Origin of the sequence: Thiomicrospira sp. R3 (assembly GCF_029581415.1) — a bacterium.
GTDB lineage: Bacteria > Pseudomonadota > Gammaproteobacteria > Thiomicrospirales > Thiomicrospiraceae > Thiomicrospira.
In genome coordinates this window covers 1,666,252-1,686,054 of record NZ_CP121121.1, presented here as the reverse complement: position 1 = coordinate 1,686,054, position 19,803 = coordinate 1,666,252, and the positions used below count along the sequence as shown (strand labels likewise).

Below are 19,803 nucleotides of genomic sequence, written 5' to 3'. Positions count from 1 at the left end.
AATAAACTACCCATAAAAACTAATTAAAACGTAGTTCGACACGGCGGTTTTTGGACCAAGCCTCTTCATCATGCCCCATTACAGCAGGCTGCTCTTCGCCGAAACTGATAAGATTCATTCTGTCTTTTGCAACACCATATAACATTAACACTTCTGCTACAGCTTGCGATCGACGCTCGCCAAGAGCAAGGTTATAAGAGGGTGTACCACGCTCATCAGTATGTCCTTCAAGGCTAACAACGACGCGTGGATTTTTTAACATTTGATCAGCATAGTAACGCAATGTTTGCATTGATGCCTCATCCAATGTTGACTGGTCATAACCAAAATAAACTATAGGAAAAAAATTCCCCATCATTTCATCATCCAGTAAACCACCGACCAATCCTTCACCATTAAGCGCCTCTCCACCTAAACCCTGACCCTGTTCAACGCCCATAAACTCGACATCAGATCGACGAGAAGGATGATCAAATAACCCACCCCCCATTCTACGGTCTTCTACCTGTCCCTGAGCTTCATCAATCACAATTTCTGGTGTGCTACTACAACCCGCAACAAATCCAGCTACAGCAAGAACAACCAATACTTTTCTGATCAACATGTAAAAATCCTTTAAAAAATCAATATAATACAAACCCTAGTTACTGCGATATACGCGGCCCCCAAGCGGGCTCCCTAACCTGTCCATCAGCAATTCTTAAAACCTGCGAAGACCTGCCTCTTACAGATACGATAGCCAACTGACCCTTGCCATCTCTATTCATGGCATAAACCAGCATATCGCTATTGGGTGCAAAGCTAGGTGACTCACTTAAAAAAGTATTGGTTAAAACAAAAAAGTCGCCATTGTACAAATCCTGCAGTCCAATATTAAACCCATCATTTGCATGAACCATTGCTAAATAGCGACCATTAGGTGACATAACTGGGCTAGCATTATAACGCCCCTCAAAACTCACCCTTTCTTCTTGTCCAGTATTTAAATCCATCTTAAATATTTGTGGTTGCCCTCGTCGATCCGAGCTGTAATATAGTGTTTGCCCATCAAGGGCCCAAGTCGGCTCAGTCTCAATAGCCCAGTGACGCGTAACCTTCCTTAAAGCACGCGTCTGCATATCCATAATAAAAATATCAGCATTACCATCTTTTGAAAGTGTTAAGGCCAGCGATTTTCCATCAGGCGACCAGGCAGGTGCACTATTGATCCCTTGAAAATCAGCTACAATTTCACGTTTTGAGCCATCCAAGTGCTGAACAACCACATTAGAACGACCTGTTTCAAATGTAACATAAGCTAGTTTTTTACCATCCGGAGACCAAGCAGGCGACATAATTGGCATTCTGGACCGTAATATGGTTCGAGGGTTGTGTCCATCCGAATCAGACACCTCCAGGGTATAATGACGTTGATTATCTTGAAGTCTAACGGTCACATAGGCCAAACGCGTATTAAACGCACCTGGGATGCCTGTTAACTCGAAAAAAATATCATCCGACATTTGATGAGCCACTTGACGAAGTTGAGAACGGGGGATGCTGCGCCAGCGCTTCCCTAATACCTGCTGTCGGCGTAATATATCGACAACCCTCACTTCAATATCAAACAACCCATCTGGCCGACTGACTACTGAACCCATGATGATATGATCAACATCTAACTCATGCCAATTTTCAAACACCAAATTATCCAAGTTACTCGGTCGTGAAGGCAATTGGTTTTCAGGTATTGGAGCAAAACGACCACTTCTAAGGAGGTTATACTGCACAATTTGAGCAATATTTTCAGGCACCCTCCCTGATCCCTGGTGCTGGAAAGGGACTATTGCAATAGGTAAAGCATTTTCTACCCCATCTGTAATTTCAATCACCAAGCTCGAATAGACCGGAAAACTAAATAAAACCAGAGTCGATAAAATTACCGCTTTAAACCTGTACTTCAACCTACCTAAGACTCTCATAACTAACCTCTAAAATTACGGTTTAAATACAAATCGGATGTTACGCTCAAATAACTCATCTGCAGCAGGCCTTGGCAAAGGTGAAGCGCGATGGACTGCACGCTCGGCAGCCTGTCTAAATTGAGGTGTTGCTTGCGCATTACAATTTTCGGTGCGAACACTTACAACTTTACCATCCCGCTCTTGCACAATGGCAAGTTCGCACTGGGCTAACTCAGAAATGTCAGCCGGTGTGCGCCAATTTTCTCTAACCCTGGCAGAGATCGCAGAAATATAGGACTCTCGCAAACTGACTAATTCTCTCTGTCGCGCGACCTCCCGCTGCCTAGATTCTTCTTCGGCTAATAACCTACGTCTTTCTGCTTCGGCTTCTTGCTGCTCTCTTTGTAACCTGGCTGCTAAAGCTTCCGCTTGCATACGCTGACTTTCGGCTTCCTGACGTTTGATTTCTTCTTGCAACTGTTTTTGGCGGTCAGCTTCTCGCTGAGCTTGGAGCTGCGCCTCTCTTTGCAGTGCTTCGAGCTCTCTCAGCCTCCGCTCTTCGGTTTGGCGCTGACGTTCCGCTTCTTGCGTTATTTTTGCAGCCTGCTGTTCAGCTAATAAACGCCTCTTTTCAGCCTCTTCTGCTACTTTTGCTACACTCCTTTCAGCTTCTTGCCGACGCTTTTCAGCTTCTTGTGCCAAGCGTCTGGCCTCGTCTGCTCTAAGCTGTTCTTCTGTAGCACGTTTGCGCTCAGCTTCCATTCTCTGACGCTCGATATCAGCTTGCCTGCGTGCTTGTTCCGCACGACGAGCTTGCTCTTCTTGCTCTCTTCGGGTTTCAGCTAAACGAGTTTCACTTGCTTTTGCCTGATCAATTAAACGTTGTTGCGCAAGCCGCTTAGACTCTTCCTCAGCTTGAATGCGGTCTAACTGTTGCTGAACAAGCCTTCTGTCAACCGCAAAGGTTTCAAGCGGTGACCCCATAACTGTCGGCTGTACAATGGAGTCAGTTTGCTGCGAACTTAGCTTGATGACTTGAGATTCTGTTTTAAAAAGCTCACTCGTCAATAACACACCTACAATCAAGTGAAGAGATAGAGCCACAGAAACGGCAATCGGATGACGACGAATAAATGCAATCATTGCGCGGACTCCGGCTCAGTAATGAGCGATACATTAGGAACGCCATTATTCTTCAGAACAACGAATAAATGAACAACGCGACCATAAGGGGCTTCTCTATCCCCTTGTATATAAACGGGAAGGTTTTCGTTCATTTGAGTTCGCGCCACAACCTCTGCAACAAGAAGCGTCACTTCTGACTGAGTTAAAACCAATTCGGGTGCTTCACTGGTTTTGTACTGACCATCACGCGTGATGGTAATCACAAAAGGCTTAACGGGTTGAGTGGCTTGTGACGTATCAGTTACCTCAGGCGCCTGAGGTAACTGAACGGTTACTGCTTGCTGAACAATCGGCGCAGTAATCATAAAAATAATTAACAAAACGAGTGTGACATCAATATAAGGGACAGCATTTATTTCTGCCATTAAGCGTTTTTTATCGCGAGCTGTTCGAAATCCTGCTTGCATAGTTTTATACCTAGCTTAAAGGTGAATTAAGACTTGTTTGCCAAATGAGCTTGGCGCTGTAAGATACTTAAAAACTCATCAGCAAACCCTTCATAATTACTTAAGAGTTTGTCTGTTTTATTGGTTAAACTGTTATAAAAAATAACCGCTGGAATAGCCGCAAACAAGCCCAGGCCCGTAGCCAGTAATGCCTCGGCAATACCCGGTGCAACGGCAGCTAAAGTCGCATTGCTATTCTCACCTAAACCCTGAAAAGCATGCATAACACCAATAACTGTTCCAAACAAACCGATATAAGGCGCTGAAGACCCGACAGTAGCTAAATAGGGCAGTCTATTCTCTAAGCGTTCAGCTTCTTTACTAAAGACAACCTTCATCGCGCGCTGCGAGGCAGAAACCAAATCGTTAGCGTCTTGCACGCCCTGGTTTTTTAGGCGAACAAACTCTTGAAAACCAGCTTCAAAAATAGCCTTTAAGCCATTATTATTTTCAACATCATCCATACTCAAGTCTTTGTAAAGACGCGAAAGATCTTCAGACTCCCAAAACTCCTCCAAAAAGAGTTCGGCTTGACGATTTGCTTTTCTAACCTGGTAAATTTTTGCTAACGCAACCGCCCAAGCTGACACTGACATAAAAACTAATATTGCCATAACAGTTTGCACCAATGGGCTTGCCATCAAAACCAAATCCAGCATCGAATGATCGTACATGCATTATTCCTTTTCGCAAAATTCTAATCCGAGATGATGATACGCGTGTTTTGTCGCTACACGACCACGCGGTGTTCTAATCAAAAATCCTTGTTGAACTAAAAAGGGCTCCAATACATCCTCTATTGTCCCTCGCTCTTCTCCCACCGCCGCGGCCATGCTATCAATACCAACAGGCCCTCCATCATAATGACTAATCATGACAGATAATAGACGACGATCCATTTTATCTAGACCGGCCGGATCAACCTCAAGCAAGTTTAATGCCGCCATTGCGATCTCGGTATCAATAATACCTCGACCCTCTACCTGAGCAAAATCACGAACCCGCCTTAACAAACGATTGGCAATACGCGGGGTACCCCGTGAACGCTTAGCCACTTCTCGCGCACCCAATTCATCAGTCGCAATCCCCAAAATATTCGCTGAGCGGCTGACAATTTGAGTTAATTCATCAACCGTATAAAACTCAAGTCGCTGTACTATACCAAAACGATCTCGCAGTGGCGATGTTAATAGCCCAGCTCGGGTTGTCGCGCCAACCAACGTAAAGGGTGGCACATCAATCTTGACACTATGCGCCGCTGGCCCATCGCCAATCATAATATCAATTTGAAAATCCTCCATCGCTGGATAAAGGATTTCTTCAACAATGGGACTAAGCCGGTGAATTTCGTCAACAAACAACACATCGAATGGTTCTAGTCGGGTTAAAATTGCCGCTAAATCACCCGGTTTATCTAGCACAGGCCCAGAGGTTTGGCGCAAGGTCGCACCCATTTCTTGAGCGATAATATTTGCCAAAGTTGTTTTACCCAGGCCTGGTGGCCCGTAAAGCAACACATGATCTAAATGTTCCCGACGCATTTTAGCGGCATCAATAAACATACTCAACTGCTCACGTACGGCTACCTGACCAATATAGTCCTGCATAAATTGCGGGCGTATCTTAGGCAGCACATACAAGTCATCATCTTGCTCTTGATTACCAATAATACGATCCGTTTCGATCATATTTTCACCTGCTGCAAGGCAGCTTTAATCACTTGTTCCAGTGTCATATCTTCTTGATATACCGATTTAACTAACGATTCGGCGTGTACATCCTTATAACCTAATGATTGCATGGCAGCTTGCGCTGATAAAAGAATAGAGTTTGCAACCAGGCCTGGTTGTGGAATATTTAAGGATTTAGTGATTACTGTGTTTAAAGTTAAGTTTTTTAACTTATCGCGCACTTCAATTAACAGTCTTTCAGCGGTTTTTTTGCCCACGCCTGGGATTTTGGTTAACGCCAGTGCGTCCGCATTGTGAACATGAGTACAGAACTCATCAACACTATGGGTTGACAGAATTGCGAGCGCCATCTTAGCTCCAATACCACTCACCTTGATGAGCTCACGAAATAACGCCCGCTCCTGCTCAGTACCAAAGCCAAACAATAACATCGCATCTTCACGAACGTGCATGTGAGTAAGGATTTTGGCTTGCGTTCCCACCTCGCCAAGCATATAAAAACTCGACATGGGCGCTTCAACCTCATACCCGACTCCCTGCACATCCAGCACAATAAGAGGGGGTTGCTTAAGGGCTATTTTTCCACGCAAAAATCCTATCATCTGCTGCCCTTCTCCTAGAACTAACTAAACTTTGTACCCTTGGATAATTTTTCAGGGTCAATACCCAGTGATAAATAACGATCATGACATAGCGCACAGGCTAGTGCGTCCGCCGCATCTTCCTGCGGGTTTTCTGATAGGCGTAATAACTGCTTAATCATAAAGTTGACGGCATCTTTACTTGCATGACCTTGCCCAACAATCGTACTTTTTACCTGTGTCGGCGTGTATTCCATAATCGGTAAATCTTTTAGGGAGGCTGCACACAGAATTACACCGCGAGCCTGACCCAGTTTAATCGCTGAACTCGGATTTTTGTGGACAAACACCTTCTCAATCGCCATCAATGATGGTTGATATTGGTCAATCAGCTGACCAATCGAAGTAAAAATTGTTTTTAAACGCTCGGCTGGTGTCAGCTTTTCAACGCGTATTACGCCACTCACCAAATAAACCGGGTGATAACGCCCTGATTCAATAATACCAAACCCGGTCTTTCTCGAACCTGGGTCAATGCCGAGTATCCGCTGGGTGATTTTCAAGCTTAATCAGCCGCCATCAGTTGCGCCATCACTTCATCACTGATGTCTAAATTGGTATAGACCTTTTGCACATCATCTAAGTCTTCCAGCATATCGATCATGGCCATTACCCGCTGGGCATCCTCAAAATCTAAACTGACTTTAATATCAGCTTCCATGTTGATATCAACATGAGCCGTCTCAAAACCAACCGCTTTTAACGCGTCCGCCACTAGGTGTAAATCTTCTGGCGGCGTAATCACCTCGATACTGCCATCTTCATTGACCAAAACATCATCCGCACCCGCTTCAATCGCGGCTTCCATCAAGCTATCTTCATCCAGACCTGGTTCAAAACTAATCAAGCCCTGCTTGTTAAACATATAACCGACCGAGCCATCTGTACCCAGGTTGCCGCCTTTTTTAGCAAACGCATGTCGCACTTCACCCACTGTACGATTACGATTATCCGTCAAGCAATCTACCATGATCGCCACACCGGCCGGCGCATAGCCTTCATAACGAATCTCTTCGTAATCCTCGCCTTCCTGATTACCCGCACCGCGTGCAATCGCCTTATCAATCGTATCGCGGCGCATGTTTTCGCCCAGCGCCTTATCGACCGCCGTGCGCAAACGTGGGTTATCTTCAGGGTGTGGCCCGCCCGCTTTGGCGGCCACCACCAACTCACGAATCAGTTTGGTAAAAATTTTGCCTTTTTTGGCGTCCTGACGGGCTTTTCGATGTTTAATGTTGGCCCATTTGCTATGTCCTGCCATACACGTCTCTCTTTATATACTCTACGTTAAATACAACCGACTTAACGCTTTGCTACTAAACCCTGCTCACGCGAAAAGGTGAGCATCCTATCCAAGGACACCAAAGCCTGCTGGCGAACCACTTCATCTATTTCAACCGCCTGATCCATGCTCACTAAACAATCGGCAAGATTTTGCAAACCATTCATCGCCATCCAAGGGCAATGCGCACAACTAATGCACTGAGTAGTCTTAGAATCGGTTGGCGCGACAATCAACATCTTATCGGGCGCCAACTGACGCATTTTGTAAAAAATACCGTGATCCGTCGCGACAATGAATTTTGTATCGGGCAGGCTTTGCACCGCGTTAATCAATACCTTGGTTGACCCCACCACATCCGCCAACGCCACCACCGACTCGGCTGACTCAGGATGCACCAACACTTTGGCATCAGGATGTTGGCGTTTGAGCTCTGCCAGCTCAAACGCCTTAAACTCATCATGCACAATACAGTGGCCCATCCAGCGCAACATATCAATGCCGGTTTCCTTTTCAATCCACGCGCCCAAATGCTGATCCGGTGCCCAAATAATTTTTTCGCCCTGCGCTTTCAAATGACGCACTATCTGCAAGGCATTGCCGGATGTCACCACCCAATCCGCTATGGCTTTAACCTTTGCGCTGGTATTGGCATAAACCACCACCTTGCGCTCAGGATGTTGCGCACAAAACTGCGCAAACGCCTCCGCCGGGCAACCCACATCCAGCGAGCAGGTTGCATTCAAATCCGGCATCAATACGGTTTTTTCTGGGCTGAGCATTTTAGCGGTTTCACCCATAAAACGCACACCACAGACCACCAAAACATCGGCTGCCGACTGAGCACCAAAGTTAGCCATCTCCAATGAATCAGCGACAATGCCACCGGTTTCTTCTGCCAGCGCTTGTAGCTCAGCATCGACATAATAATGTGCCACAATTTGCGCATTACGCTGTTTTAGCAAGGCTTTTATTTGCTCAATCAGCGCGGCTTTTGCCTGTGGAGCAAGGTGGGCTGCAGGTTGTGCGCCCGCTGCTAGTTGGTTAATTTTCTCAACCAACTGCAACGGAATGTCAGTAGAAGCCATCATAGCTTTACTGCTTCACCTCAGCGACCTTCTTGTTCAAACGAATATTCAATTCACGCAACTGCGCCATATCCACCAGGCCTGGTGCTTCCGTTAACAAACACGCCGCAGACTGGGTTTTTGGGAAGGCAATCACATCACGAATCGATTCACGATCCGCCATCAACATAATCAAACGATCTAAACCAAACGCCATACCTGCGTGCGGTGGGCAGCCATATTTGAGTGCGGTTAACAAGAAACCGAACTTCTCTGCCGCATCCTCATCACTAATACCCAACAACTTAAACACCGCCGCCTGCATATGCGTATCGTGGATACGCACCGAGCCACCACCCACTTCAATACCATTAATCACCAAGTCATACGCACGTGCAATCATCGCACCTGGGTTTTTAGAATCTAAAATTTCCTGCGTGGTCGCTTTGGGCTGGGTAAACGGATGGTGCATCGCCGCCACACGTGCGGTTTTTTCATCTTCCTCAAACATGGGGAAATCCACCACCCATACCGGTTTCCACTGCTCAGTGAACATATTACGGTCTTCACCAATTTTCACCCGCAACGCGCCCAAAGCTTCGTTAACAATCTTCGCCTTATCGGCACCAAAGAATACAATATCGCCATCTTTCGCCCCCACACGTTGCAAAATCTGCATCACCTGATCCGGGAAGAATTTTACAATGGGTGATTGCAAGCCATCAATCCCCGCCGCCATATCATTAACTTTAATGTAGGCTAGACCCTTTGCGCCATAAATGGCAACAAACTTGGTATAGTCATCAATTTCTTTACGTGACATATCGCCCGCACCCGGCACACACAAAGCGGCAACACGACCTTTTGGATCCTTAGCGGGTCCAGCAAATACTTTAAACTCAATATCTTGTAATAGGTCGGCGACATCCACTAACTCTAGGGGGATACGTAAATCAGGACGATCAATGCCGTATTTTTGAACCGCATCGGCATAGCTTATCTGCGGGAAGTCATAATCAAACTCCACTCCAATCCCTTCTTTAAAAATGGTTTTGGTCAAATTTTCCATTACACCCATTACACCCTCCTCATCCATAAACGAGGTTTCAATATCTAACTGGGTGAATTCTGGTTGACGATCGGCACGTAAATCTTCGTCACGAAAACAACGGGTAATCTGATAATAACGATCAAAGCCCGACATCATCAGCAGCTGCTTAAACAACTGAGGCGACTGAGGCAAAGCAAAAAACTTGTTCTCATGGGTGCGGCTCGGCACCAAATAATCCCGCGCACCTTCCGGTGTTGACTTGGTTAAAATCGGCGTTTCCATATCGATAAAACCATTATTATCTAAATAATTACGCATAGAGCGCGTAACTTTATAGCGTAGCATCAAGGTTTTTTGCATTTCATCACGACGCAAATCAATGTAACGATACTTTAGACGCACTTCTTCGCTGATATGCTTATCATCCAACTGGAAAGGAATCGGCTCGGCCATGCTCAACACATCTAACTCCTTCGCCAACATCTCAATTTGACCTGAGCTTAAATTCGCATTTGCTGTGCCCTCTGGACGCGCACGCACCTTACCGCTAATACGTAACACACATTCAGAGCGCAAATGCTCGGCTTTAGCGAAAATATCAGCGGTATCCGGATCGACCACAACCTGCACCAAGCCTTCACGATCGCGTAAATCAATGAAGATCACCCCACCATGGTCACGACGACGATGCACCCAACCGGCAACGGTTACGGTCTGCCCAATAAATTCCTCTGTTACTTGACCACAGTAATGTGTACGCATTATTTTTCCTTCTAATTCAATTAATTACTATCTAGACATATTTAAAATTCATTTATAAAATCAGGTTGACTTAAAACCTTCTTCCAGCCCTGCTGAGGTTGGCATTGATTTCCACGGTGGAACCACCACACCGCCAGAAATCACCATCTTGAGTGCATCATCAACACTCATCTCCAGCTCTACCACCTCTTGTATCGGCGCTATTATAAAAAACCCTGAAGTTGGGTTGGGGGTAGTAGGTATAAATAGATTGACCACTTGATCAACACCGGTTTTATATTGCGCTTCACCTCTGGCTTTACTGGTTTGAAACGCCAGTGTCCATAAACCATGGCGTGGATACTGCACCAAATACACTTTTTGGAACGTCTTCTCATCGGTACCAACCACGGCTTCAACTATCTGCTTAACGGCAGTATATATTGAACGAACCAAAGGGATTTTAGATAAAAAACTTTCCCACCAGTGCAATAGCTTATTACCCAAAATATTAGCAACCAGCATACCTGTTGACAAAACAATAACCAAAGAAACTAAAATACCAAAACCGGGGACATCGAATCCCAAAAGCACCTGAGGATGGTATTGATCTGGCACCAAATGAAGACTTCGATCAAAAATGCCCACCAAAAAAACAATGGCTTCAAAGGTAACCCACAAAGGCAACAGCACCAGCAAACCCGCAATAAAATAACGTTTTAACAGGCTCATCATGACCTCTTCTAAAATTAGCTAGCTATTATACCGAAATCTATTGGAATTAACTTAGCAATCCTTAATCCAATAAGATAGAATCTTAGCAAATATTCAAACAAATCATCTTAATTATGAACACACGAACCTTAACCTTTTACTGGCTCACATTTTGATGTCTGATAAAATCCTGCCCCCAAAAACCCTGTTGATTACCGGTTGCTCAAGTGGCATTGGCTATCACGCTGCGCATGCGCTTAAAAATCTTGGCTACAAGGTCATCGCCAGCTGCCGAAAACCAGAAGACGTAACGCGCCTTCAACAAGAAGGTCTTTTATGCATTCAATGTGACCTTGCTGATACAGACTCCGTTAACCAGGCCTGGTCACAAGCCCTGGATATAGCAAAAGGTGAGATAAGCGGTCTATTTAACAATGGCGCATTTGGACTGCCTGGCGCAGTCGAAGATGTAAGCCGACAAGCACTTGAACACCAGTTCGCTACCAATGTATTTGGCACCCAACAACTCACCAACCTAGCAATTAAACACATGCGGACACAAGGGCATGGCCGCATCATCTACAACAGTTCGGTACTCGGATTTGCGGCTATGGCCTATCGTGGAGCTTACAATTCAAGCAAGTACGCAATTGAAGGCTTGGCCGATACATTAAGAATAGAACTCGCCCATGACCCCATTCAGATCAGCTTAATCGAACCCGGCCCTATCCTTTCGCGCTTTCGCGAAAATGCGCATCGCGAATACCTTGAATGGGTCAAAAACGACCAGTCCGCACACCAAGCCAACTACCAAGCCATGGAGACGCGCCTGGCTCAAAAGGGCACTTGTGCTCCATTCACGCTTGGCCCAGAAGCCGTAACCCATGCCCTAATTCATGCCCTGCAAGCAAAAAAGCCTAAGGCGCGTTACCGCGTTACCCTGCCAACACAATTATTTGCACTACTCAAACGATTCTTACCCACCAAGACACTTGACTGGGTTCTTTTAAAAGCCGGCGGCGATGGTCGTCGATAAAATTCTACTAAGTCTCTATTAAGTCCAAAAACCATGAACAAAACCCTGAACCACTATCAGCTTCGCGTTGAAAACAATATTAAACAACAGCTCGCTTCGCGAAAACTTGCCACCCCCTTGCGCCTAGCCCAAGCCTTGTCTTATGCGAGCCTAAGCCCTGGAAAACGGCTCAGGCCCGCGCTGGTTTATGCTGTTGCCGAGAGTTTAAACCTTCCCCTTGACAAACTAGACTCATCAGCCTGCGCAATTGAATTGGTGCATAGCTATTCGCTCGTACACGATGACCTACCTGCTATGGACGACGATGACCTGCGCCGCGGGCAACCAACTTGCCATAAACAGTTTGATGAAGCCACCGCCATATTAACGGGTGATGCTCAGCTCACCCTCGCCTTTGAGATACTTGCCAGCAGCCAAACATTAACCCCTGAACAACGCATTCATTCAATCCTGCTACTGTCCAATGCTTCGGGTTCACAAGGCATGATTGCGGGACAAACAATGGATATAGCTGCTGAAAACAAAACACTTAACCTAGAAGCACTCATTCAAGTTCACAAACTTAAAACAGGCGCACTTATTAAAGCCGCTTTATTACTAGGCGCTGTCCCCCATCCGGACTATCAGCACTACCAGGCCTGGTTATCCGAGTTAGGTGAATCGGTTGGCCTAGCCTTTCAAATCCAAGATGATATCCTAGATATTGAAAGTGACACACTCACTTTAGGTAAAACTCAAGGGCGAGATCAACAGCTTAATAAGTCGACTTTTCCACAACTTTTAGGCTTAGACGCCTCCAAACAACTACGCGACCAACACATTCAAAAAGCTCATGAGTATCACCAATCCTTGGGATTTAAAAGCGTGTTTTTAACGGATTTGATTAACTTTATTGCCCAACGCCAGCACTAAGCTTAGGAGTTAGTTATAATAGCCAAATTGAAAACCTAAAATTAGGACCATGCCATGGCTCAACAATTTATTTTGAAAACACTACTCGACTTTGCTTCTGCCCACAGCTTACGTGGCTATCCGGGAGACTGCGCTAAACTTCATGGGCATAACTGGAAAGTAGAAGTTGAAGTTATTGGCGACAAACTAAATGACATAGGGATGGTGGTCGATTTTAAAGAAATCAAACGTCACGCCAAGGACGCGGTCGCTGAACTGGACCATAGTTTTTTAAATGACCACCCCCATTTTCAGCGCGTAAACCCGACCGCTGAAAACATTGCACACTACCTTTTTAACGAAATTGCAAAACACATCGAAACCGATCTCGTGAAAATGCACCGAATTACCATCTGGGAAAATGACAGAAACTGTGTGATCTACAGTGAGCAATAGCTTGTTTTTAATCAGCGTTACGTTATTCGGCTTAGTGATCGGCAGTTTCATTTCCATGCTAAGTTGGAGGCTGCCACGGATTATGGAGTTGGATGGCCGTGAGCAACTTAAAGCCATAAGCCTAGGCGGGTCTAAATGCCCTCAATGTAAAACCGAAATACCCTGGACACGATTAATTCCTCTATTAAGCTGGTTGCTTTCTAAAGGGCGTTGCCACATTTGCCAAACACCTATTTCCAAGCGCTATCCCTTGATAGAAATAAGTAGCGGCCTTCTTGTTTTAAGCTGTTTCGCGCTGCTGGGACAAACCCTCGAAGCCTGGTTAACAGCACTGCTTGCGCTTTGGCTGCTCACCATCAGCATTATTGATTTTGAGCACAAACTCATTTTAGACAACCTGAGCCTTCCACTCATGTGGCTAGGTTTATTGATTAACAGCACGGGAACCTTTGCCAGCCCACAAGATGCCATCCTTGGCGCGGCCATAGGCTATATGAGCTTATGGACTCTCTATCAAATCCACCACTTACTCACCGGAAGGCACGGTATGGGATTTGGTGATTTTAAATTAGCCGCTGCGCTCGGCGCATGGCTGGGTGTCATGGCACTCCCCCAAGTTATCGTTATTGCGGCGGTTAGCAGCTTGGCTGTTTCTCTGGGCCTCATGCTTATGAAAAAGCAGACCTGGCAACAAGAAATGGCATTCGGCCCATTTCTTGCCCTCGGTGGTCTAGTAAGCCTTGTTTTAGTGCAATTAGGCGCCTAGCTGCGATTCAACCTTTTCGCATACTTTTGAGGTTTTTAAATTATTGCTCTTAGCAAAGTTCATTACATACTCAAACATACTTGGATTTTTAATTTCTAATTCCGTGTCAATAATCAGGCACTTTTGCCCCTGATAAAGCTCGGGGTGCAATAAATCAGAATACACCAAACGATGAGATTTACCATAAGAAGCCATCATCGACGCAACGCGATCAATCCAATCACTCGGTCTAAATTTGCGACCATCTTCGGTCACCCCTTCAATTATATATTTGCAGTGTACAGTCAAATTACCACCACTCTTAAGTTAAGCTTTATTATAAAAAGTTGATATGAATTCTAGCATAGATAATTGTTTTATCTAGCCCAGGGTGATTTAAATTACTAAAAACTCCATTGTTTTACGCTATAAATCAATCAAAATCACCGAGTTTTAACCGCCTAAAATAAGAAATTCGCTTATAATATTGAGTTAATTTAAAAACCTAGCAGGACAGCTGACTAACATGACGCAATATCTAACAGACGATCTTCGCATTAACCACATTACTGAAGTGCGCCCACCTATTGAGTTGCACGAAAAATTAGCCATTACCGAACAGGCTGCTAAAACTGTGTTTACTACACGCCGTCAGATTCATGATATTTTAAGTGGCAAAGATGATCGTTTACTCGTTGTAATCGGTCCCTGTTCTATTCATGATACCCAGGCGGGGCGTGAATATGCCCAAGGATTAAAGCAACAAATTGACAAACACCGCGAAAATCTGCTTATCGTTATGCGTGTGTATTTCGAAAAACCGCGCACTACCGTTGGCTGGAAAGGCCTGATAAACGATCCTGATTTAAATGAAACCTTTCAAATCAACAAAGGACTTGAACTTGCTCGTGGATTTTTACTAGACGTTAATCACATGGGTGTGCCCGCTGCGACTGAGTATCTTGACTTAATTTCACCCCAATATATATCTGACCTAGTTAGCTGGGGAGCTATTGGCGCGCGTACAACTGAAAGCCAAGGGCACCGTGAACTTGCTTCAGGACTTTCCTGCCCTGTCGGCTTTAAAAATGGAACCGATGGTAGCTTCCGTATCGCTGTAGACGCGATTCGTGCGGCCAATAAACCGCATATTTTCTTATCCCTAACCAAGTCTGGTCACTCTGCTATTTTCTCAACTACCGGCAACGAAGACTGCCATGTAATATTACGCGGTGGAAACTCAGGACCGAACTATGAAGCGGAGTTTGTTGAGCAAGCAGTTAACGAACTAAAGTCGGCCAAAGTGCAAAGCAGGTTAATGATTGATTGCAGCCACGCCAACAGCAGCAAAGACCATCAGCGACAAATGATTGTCGCTGACTCTATTGCTGAACAATTAGCCGCTGGCTCCAAAGCTATAATGGGCGCGATGGTTGAAAGCCACTTAGTCGCTGGGCGACAAGAGGTGATTTCAAACCAACCCCTAACCTATGGCCAAAGTATTACCGATGCCTGCATTGATTGGCAAGACAGTGAAATCCTGCTTGAAACCCTAGCTAATGGTGTTCGTCAACGCCGCGCTCAACAATAAATAGCTTGGGCATAAGTAGTTGAAAACCAAACTTGTTACAAAAGAAGGTTTTAAAGCGCTCGAAAAAGAACTTGACCAACTCTGGCGTATTGAGCGACCAGAGGTCACCAAAATAGTTACCTGGGCGGCTGGTCTCGGCGATCGATCAGAAAACGCAGACTATCAATACAATAAACGTAGGCTGAGAGAAATTGATCGGCGAGTTCGTTATATACGCAAGCTGCTCGATGAGCTTAAGATTGTTGAATATCACCCGGTTCAAGAAGGAAAAATATTCTTTGGTGCCTGGGTTGAGCTAGAAAATGACGAAGACCAAACATTGGTTTTTCGTATCGTTGGCACTGAAGAAATCTACCGTAAAGACCACTACATATCCATAGACTCGCCGATGGCTAGAGCCTGTTTACAAAAACAAGTCAACGATGAAGTCCTGGTTAACTTACCCAGTGGAACCAAAATATGGTATGTAAAATCAATTACTTACCGGCAGCTAGATCAGATTTAACCGAAAATCAGAAATGATCATAGCCTTTTTTCTCTAAATCCAATTGCACGCCATCAATAAGCAGGCCTGGTTGTTGAGAAATCGCCCCAATTTTATAAAGCTTAACATCAAGTTTTTTCGCTAGTGCGTCAAGCTGTGCTTGCTTATCTGCACTCGCAGTAAAACAAAGCTCATAATCATCGCCGGCACAAAGCGGCCTTAAACGGTTATCGCCAGCCCATTGCTTAACCGCCTTAGAAAGCGGAATAGTGTCAAAGACCAAAGACGCGCCTACGCCCGACGCATCAAGAATATGGCCTAAATCTGCAAGTAAACCATCCGAAATATCTATCGCGCTATGCGCGATAGCAATCAGCTCACAACCCAAGGCGACTTGAGCTTGGGGTCGATTTAAACGTGCCAAGGCAAGTTTATCCGCTAAATTCTGAGCACCTTGTTGCGCTAACGCTAAAGAGAGTCCGCGTCCCGCTTCACCAATTAACCCGGATACAAAAATAGCATCACCAGGTTTAGCACCTGATCGCAATAAGGCTTGACCTCTGGGGACCCAACCTTGAGCGGTCACCGTAATAGTCAAAGGCCCTCGCGTTGTATCCCCGCCAATCAAGGGTATCTCATAAGGCGCTGCACAATCGGCGAGGCCCTTTGAAAACCCAGACAACCAGGCCTGGTCGACCTTGGGCAAAGTCAAGGCTAACGAATAAAATGCCGGTTTCGCCCCCATCGCGGCCAAGTCACTTAAGTTAACCGCCAAAGCTTTCCAACCAATATCATAAGCCGAGGTATCTAGCGGAAAATGAACCCCCTCAACCAAGGTATCCGTAACCACCACTAACTGGCAGTCGGAAGGAGGCGTGATAATCGCACCGTCATCGCCAATGGCTAAATCGCCCGTTTTTTGCGAACTGGATGCTGACGCACTGAGTGGCAGAAAAAACTGACCAATTAAATCAAATTCCACTGAAAGCCATCACGTCGCTGAAGGTGCCTGAAATTCAAGTGGTCGTAGCTGCTTGGCAATTTTATCCAAGACACCATTAATGTATTTATGTGCATCCTCCGCACCAAAGGTTTTAGCCATTTCGACCGCCTCGTTAATGACGACCTTGTAAGGGATTTGCATTTGAGTTTGTAACTCATACACAGCAATACGGAAAATAGTACGCTCAACCGGATTAATCATTTTTATTGAACGATCCAGCATCTCAACATAGACGGCATCCAATTCTTCAGATTGGGCAGCGACTTCTCGAACCAATTCGCGAAACCAATTACGGTCACAGCCAGATAACCAACCTTCTTCTGAAAACTGCTTTTCAATTAAATATAACTCTTGCTGATTCAGCATCCACTGATAAAGCGCCTGCAAAGCCAAGTGCCGGGACAGGCTTCGTGGACTAAGCTTGATTTCTTCAGGCTCGACCACCTCTTCTGATGGCTGCTTAATTAAGTACGCCAAGTCATCTAGCGGTTGTTTAGTTTGTTGATCGCTCATTAAATTTGCTTCAATACATTAACCATTTCAATAGCAGAAAGTGCGGCTTCTGCACCCTTATTGCCTGCTTTAGTGCCCGCACGCTCAATCGCCTGCTCAATGCTATCAACCGTCAACACACCAAAAACTACTGGCATGTTTTGATTCAACATCACCTGCCCCAAGCCCTTAACACACTCACCCGCCACATAATCAAAATGGGGCGTGCCACCGCGAATAACCGCACCTAAAGCAACAATGGCGTCATACTTTCCACTCGCAGCCATTTTTTGAGCTGCTAACGGAATTTCAAACGCACCGGGCACTAAAACCTGTTCGATATTCCCATCCTCCCCCCCGTGGCGTTTGATTGCATCTACAGCGCCACTTACTAAATGATCAACGATAAAACTGTTAAAACGCCCAACCACTAAACCAATTTTCATGTCTTTGGCTACTAAATCCCCAGCAATGGTATTCATAATTTAATCCTTTTTCTTTTCCAGCTTGTTTAATTTTGTTTATCGATGTATTCAGTAATTTCCAAACCAAAGCCACTCAATGCATTCAACTTCCAATGCGAGCCTATCACGCGCAAGTGCTTAACCCCTAAATCAGCTAAAATTTGCGCCCCTAAACCGAATGTTTTGGCGTCATCCTCAACCTTAGTCTCCGGCATTTTAACACCGCGATCGGTCATTTGATAATACGCAATCCGGTCTAATAGTTCACTGGCTTCCTCATTTTTACGCAACACAACAATCACTCCGGAGCCAGCTTGAGCAATTTGTTGCATCGCAGCACGTAAAGGCCAACCACATTCCGAGCGCTGCGAACCTAACATATCACACAGGGTATCTTGCATATGAACACGCACCAAAGTCGGTTGCTGGGCATCAATTTCCCCATACACCAGTGCAAAATGCGCTTTATGGTCTAGTGCATCTTCATAGGCCATTAATTTAAAATCGCCAAAATCCGTGGGTAATTTACACTCTGAAATACGTTCAACTGTTTTTTCATTTTTTAAACGGTATTGAATTAAATCCGCGACCGTACCTAATTTTAAACCATGTTGTTGAGCAAAAGCCTCTAGATCATCACGACGCGCCATACTGCCATCTTCATTCATGATTTCGACGATTACGGATGCAGGCTCAAATCCAGCCAAGCGCGCCAAGTCGCAGCCTGCTTCTGTATGCCCTGCACGCGTTAACACACCACCAGGCCTGGCCATCAACGGAAAAATATGCCCAGGTGTAACAATATCACTCGGTTGCGCATCGGCTTTCACAGCTGCGAGAACAGTAACCGCACGATCACTGGCAGAAATCCCAGTAGATACCCCTTCAGCCGCCTCAATCGATACCGTAAAATTAGTGCCATGTGGATCTTGGTTATCATGAACCATTAGAGGGATACGCAGTTGCTGACAACGCTCTTTAGTCAAGGTTAAACAAATCAAACCCCGCCCATAACGCGCCATAAAGTTAATATCCTGAGCGCTAACGCTACTCGCAGGCACCAACAAATCGCCTTCGTTTTCGCGGTCCTCATCATCCATTAAAATGACCATCTTACCCTGGCGGTAATCGTCTAAAATTTCTTCGATTGAGCTTAGTTCCATGCTATTCCTTTAAAGATGTTGCTTTGTTCGGTTTTGACTGAATTACCAGCCTTATAAATAACCTGATTGAACTAAATAGTCTTTAGTAATAACGGACTTATCATCTTCTGATGCCTGCACAGCGTAAGGACCGGTCAACAAACGCTCCAAATAGCGCGCTAATAAATCAACTTCTAGGTTAACCTTTGTGCCCACCTGCCATTCGTTAATCGTGGTTTCAGCCCGGGTATGCGGCACAATATTCACATCAAAATCGCAACCTGATACCTGGTTAACCGTAAGGCTAATGCCATTAATGCACACTGATCCTTTATGTGCAATATAACGCGCAATCTCAGGCGGTGCTTCAATCATATAACGCCATGAACGTGCATCTTGGCTAATCGACTTAACCCTACCCACACCATCAACATGACCGCTGACCAAATGACCACCAAGACGGTCTTGCAAACGCAAGGCTTTTTCAAGATTTACCTTGCTGCCAATTTTAAGCTGTCCAAGGGTAGTAACCTTTAGCGTTTCAGCTGAAACGTCGGCAACAAAGTGGGTTGATGTAAACTCAACAGCAGTCAAACAGACACCATTGGTTGCAATACTATCACCCATACCCACATCAGACATATCCAACGAACCTACTGCAACACTTAGCCGCCAATCGCCATTACGCACATCAATACGTTTAATTTGGCCCTGTGCTTGGATAATCCCAGTAAACAT

At 45.4% G+C, this 19,803-nt stretch carries 24 protein-coding genes; 6 read left to right on the top strand and 18 right to left on the bottom strand.

Annotated elements, in window-relative coordinates:
* Positions 1-19: 19 nt before the first annotated feature.
* The 12 genes from pal to P8S55_RS08500 are packed head-to-tail and all read right to left on the bottom strand — an operon-like array spanning position 20 to position 10,779.
* Positions 20-604 carry a peptidoglycan-associated lipoprotein Pal gene (pal, locus tag P8S55_RS08555; RefSeq protein ID WP_289223803.1) on the bottom strand — a complete coding sequence of 195 codons (585 nt, stop codon included), beginning with the start codon at positions 602-604 and terminating at the stop codon, positions 20-22.
* Between the two features lie 40 nt (positions 605-644).
* On the bottom strand, positions 645-1,961 hold the full coding sequence (gene tolB, locus P8S55_RS08550; RefSeq protein WP_289223802.1) for a Tol-Pal system beta propeller repeat protein TolB: 1,317 nt from the start codon (positions 1,959-1,961) through the stop codon (positions 645-647).
* Positions 1,962-1,976: 15 nt separating this feature from the next.
* Positions 1,977-3,086, bottom strand: a complete 1,110-nt coding sequence (gene tolA, locus P8S55_RS08545) for a cell envelope integrity protein TolA (protein WP_289223801.1) — start codon at positions 3,084-3,086, stop codon at positions 1,977-1,979.
* A complete protein-coding gene (locus tag P8S55_RS08540; protein WP_289223800.1) occupies positions 3,083-3,535 on the bottom strand; it encodes a biopolymer transporter ExbD in 453 nt (150 codons plus the stop codon). The genes tolA and P8S55_RS08540 overlap by 4 nt, the downstream gene beginning before the upstream one ends.
* Before the next feature lie 26 nt (positions 3,536-3,561).
* Positions 3,562-4,248 carry a protein TolQ gene (tolQ, locus tag P8S55_RS08535; RefSeq protein ID WP_289223799.1) on the bottom strand — a complete coding sequence of 229 codons (687 nt, stop codon included), beginning with the start codon at positions 4,246-4,248 and terminating at the stop codon, positions 3,562-3,564.
* Between the two features lie 3 nt (positions 4,249-4,251).
* Positions 4,252-5,262: a Holliday junction branch migration DNA helicase RuvB gene (gene ruvB, locus P8S55_RS08530; protein WP_289223798.1), complete on the bottom strand. Its 1,011-nt coding sequence runs from the start codon at positions 5,260-5,262 to the stop codon at positions 4,252-4,254.
* The gene (gene ruvA / locus P8S55_RS08525; protein ID WP_289223797.1) at positions 5,259-5,867 is read right to left on the bottom strand and encodes a Holliday junction branch migration protein RuvA; all 609 of its coding nucleotides are present in this window, start codon (positions 5,865-5,867) and stop codon (positions 5,259-5,261) included. Before ruvA ends, ruvB begins: the two co-directional genes overlap by 4 nt.
* 20 nt (positions 5,868-5,887) lie before the next feature.
* Positions 5,888-6,409, bottom strand: a complete 522-nt coding sequence (ruvC, locus tag P8S55_RS08520) for a crossover junction endodeoxyribonuclease RuvC (protein ID WP_289223796.1) — start codon at positions 6,407-6,409, stop codon at positions 5,888-5,890.
* Between the two features lie 2 nt (positions 6,410-6,411).
* Positions 6,412-7,167 (bottom strand): YebC/PmpR family DNA-binding transcriptional regulator, encoded by a 756-nt coding sequence (locus P8S55_RS08515; RefSeq protein ID WP_289223795.1) that lies wholly within the window; start codon positions 7,165-7,167, stop codon positions 6,412-6,414.
* A gap of 41 nt (positions 7,168-7,208) precedes the next feature.
* A complete protein-coding gene (nadA, locus tag P8S55_RS08510; RefSeq protein WP_289223794.1) occupies positions 7,209-8,279 on the bottom strand; it encodes a quinolinate synthase NadA in 1,071 nt (356 codons plus the stop codon).
* Between the two features lie 4 nt (positions 8,280-8,283).
* The gene (gene aspS / locus P8S55_RS08505; RefSeq protein WP_289223793.1) at positions 8,284-10,068 is read right to left on the bottom strand and encodes an aspartate--tRNA ligase; all 1,785 of its coding nucleotides are present in this window, start codon (positions 10,066-10,068) and stop codon (positions 8,284-8,286) included.
* Positions 10,069-10,128: 60 nt separating this feature from the next.
* The gene (locus P8S55_RS08500) at positions 10,129-10,779 is read right to left on the bottom strand and encodes a DUF502 domain-containing protein (RefSeq protein WP_289225323.1); all 651 of its coding nucleotides are present in this window, start codon (positions 10,777-10,779) and stop codon (positions 10,129-10,131) included.
* Between the two features lie 157 nt (positions 10,780-10,936).
* On the opposite strand from P8S55_RS08500, the gene P8S55_RS08495 reads away from it, so the two are divergent.
* Genes P8S55_RS08495 through P8S55_RS08480 form a run of 4 tightly spaced genes read left to right on the top strand, consistent with a single transcriptional unit; the run spans position 10,937 to position 13,910 of the window.
* Positions 10,937-11,797: an SDR family NAD(P)-dependent oxidoreductase gene (locus P8S55_RS08495; protein ID WP_289223792.1), complete on the top strand. Its 861-nt coding sequence runs from the start codon at positions 10,937-10,939 to the stop codon at positions 11,795-11,797.
* 33 nt (positions 11,798-11,830) lie between these two features.
* Positions 11,831-12,709: a polyprenyl synthetase family protein gene (locus tag P8S55_RS08490; RefSeq protein ID WP_289223791.1), complete on the top strand. Its 879-nt coding sequence runs from the start codon at positions 11,831-11,833 to the stop codon at positions 12,707-12,709.
* 54 nt (positions 12,710-12,763) lie between these two features.
* Positions 12,764-13,144: a 6-carboxytetrahydropterin synthase QueD gene (gene queD, locus P8S55_RS08485; RefSeq protein WP_289223790.1), complete on the top strand. Its 381-nt coding sequence runs from the start codon at positions 12,764-12,766 to the stop codon at positions 13,142-13,144.
* Positions 13,134-13,910, top strand: coding sequence for a prepilin peptidase (locus tag P8S55_RS08480; protein ID WP_289223789.1), 777 nt, complete (start codon positions 13,134-13,136; stop codon positions 13,908-13,910). The genes queD and P8S55_RS08480 overlap by 11 nt, the downstream gene beginning before the upstream one ends.
* On the opposite strand, the gene P8S55_RS08475 is transcribed toward P8S55_RS08480, so the two are convergent.
* The gene (locus P8S55_RS08475; RefSeq protein ID WP_289223788.1) at positions 13,899-14,198 is read right to left on the bottom strand and encodes a DUF3579 domain-containing protein; all 300 of its coding nucleotides are present in this window, start codon (positions 14,196-14,198) and stop codon (positions 13,899-13,901) included. The two genes, P8S55_RS08480 and P8S55_RS08475, sit on opposite strands and share 12 nt — an antisense overlap.
* 217 nt (positions 14,199-14,415) lie before the next feature.
* Between P8S55_RS08475 and P8S55_RS08470 the strand changes: the two genes are divergently transcribed.
* Both P8S55_RS08470 and greB read left to right on the top strand, forming a co-directional pair.
* Positions 14,416-15,480, top strand: a complete 1,065-nt coding sequence (locus tag P8S55_RS08470; protein ID WP_289223787.1) for a 3-deoxy-7-phosphoheptulonate synthase — start codon at positions 14,416-14,418, stop codon at positions 15,478-15,480.
* 19 nt (positions 15,481-15,499) lie between these two features.
* A complete protein-coding gene (greB, locus tag P8S55_RS08465) occupies positions 15,500-15,985 on the top strand; it encodes a transcription elongation factor GreB (protein WP_289223786.1) in 486 nt (161 codons plus the stop codon).
* Between the two features lie 7 nt (positions 15,986-15,992).
* Here greB and thiL read toward each other — a convergent pair whose 3' ends face one another.
* Genes thiL through P8S55_RS08440 form a run of 5 tightly spaced genes read right to left on the bottom strand, consistent with a single transcriptional unit; the run spans position 15,993 to position 19,803 of the window.
* Positions 15,993-16,946 (bottom strand): thiamine-phosphate kinase, encoded by a 954-nt coding sequence (gene thiL, locus P8S55_RS08460; RefSeq protein WP_289223785.1) that lies wholly within the window; start codon positions 16,944-16,946, stop codon positions 15,993-15,995.
* A gap of 9 nt (positions 16,947-16,955) precedes the next feature.
* Positions 16,956-17,480, bottom strand: coding sequence for a transcription antitermination factor NusB (gene nusB / locus P8S55_RS08455; RefSeq protein ID WP_289223784.1), 525 nt, complete (start codon positions 17,478-17,480; stop codon positions 16,956-16,958).
* A complete protein-coding gene (ribH, locus tag P8S55_RS08450) occupies positions 17,480-17,941 on the bottom strand; it encodes a 6,7-dimethyl-8-ribityllumazine synthase (protein ID WP_289223783.1) in 462 nt (153 codons plus the stop codon). Before ribH ends, nusB begins: the two co-directional genes overlap by 1 nt.
* Before the next feature lie 29 nt (positions 17,942-17,970).
* The gene (ribBA, locus tag P8S55_RS08445) at positions 17,971-19,086 is read right to left on the bottom strand and encodes a bifunctional 3,4-dihydroxy-2-butanone-4-phosphate synthase/GTP cyclohydrolase II (RefSeq protein WP_289223782.1); all 1,116 of its coding nucleotides are present in this window, start codon (positions 19,084-19,086) and stop codon (positions 17,971-17,973) included.
* 51 nt (positions 19,087-19,137) lie between these two features.
* Positions 19,138-19,803 carry a riboflavin synthase gene (locus P8S55_RS08440; RefSeq protein WP_289223781.1) on the bottom strand — a complete coding sequence of 222 codons (666 nt, stop codon included), beginning with the start codon at positions 19,801-19,803 and terminating at the stop codon, positions 19,138-19,140.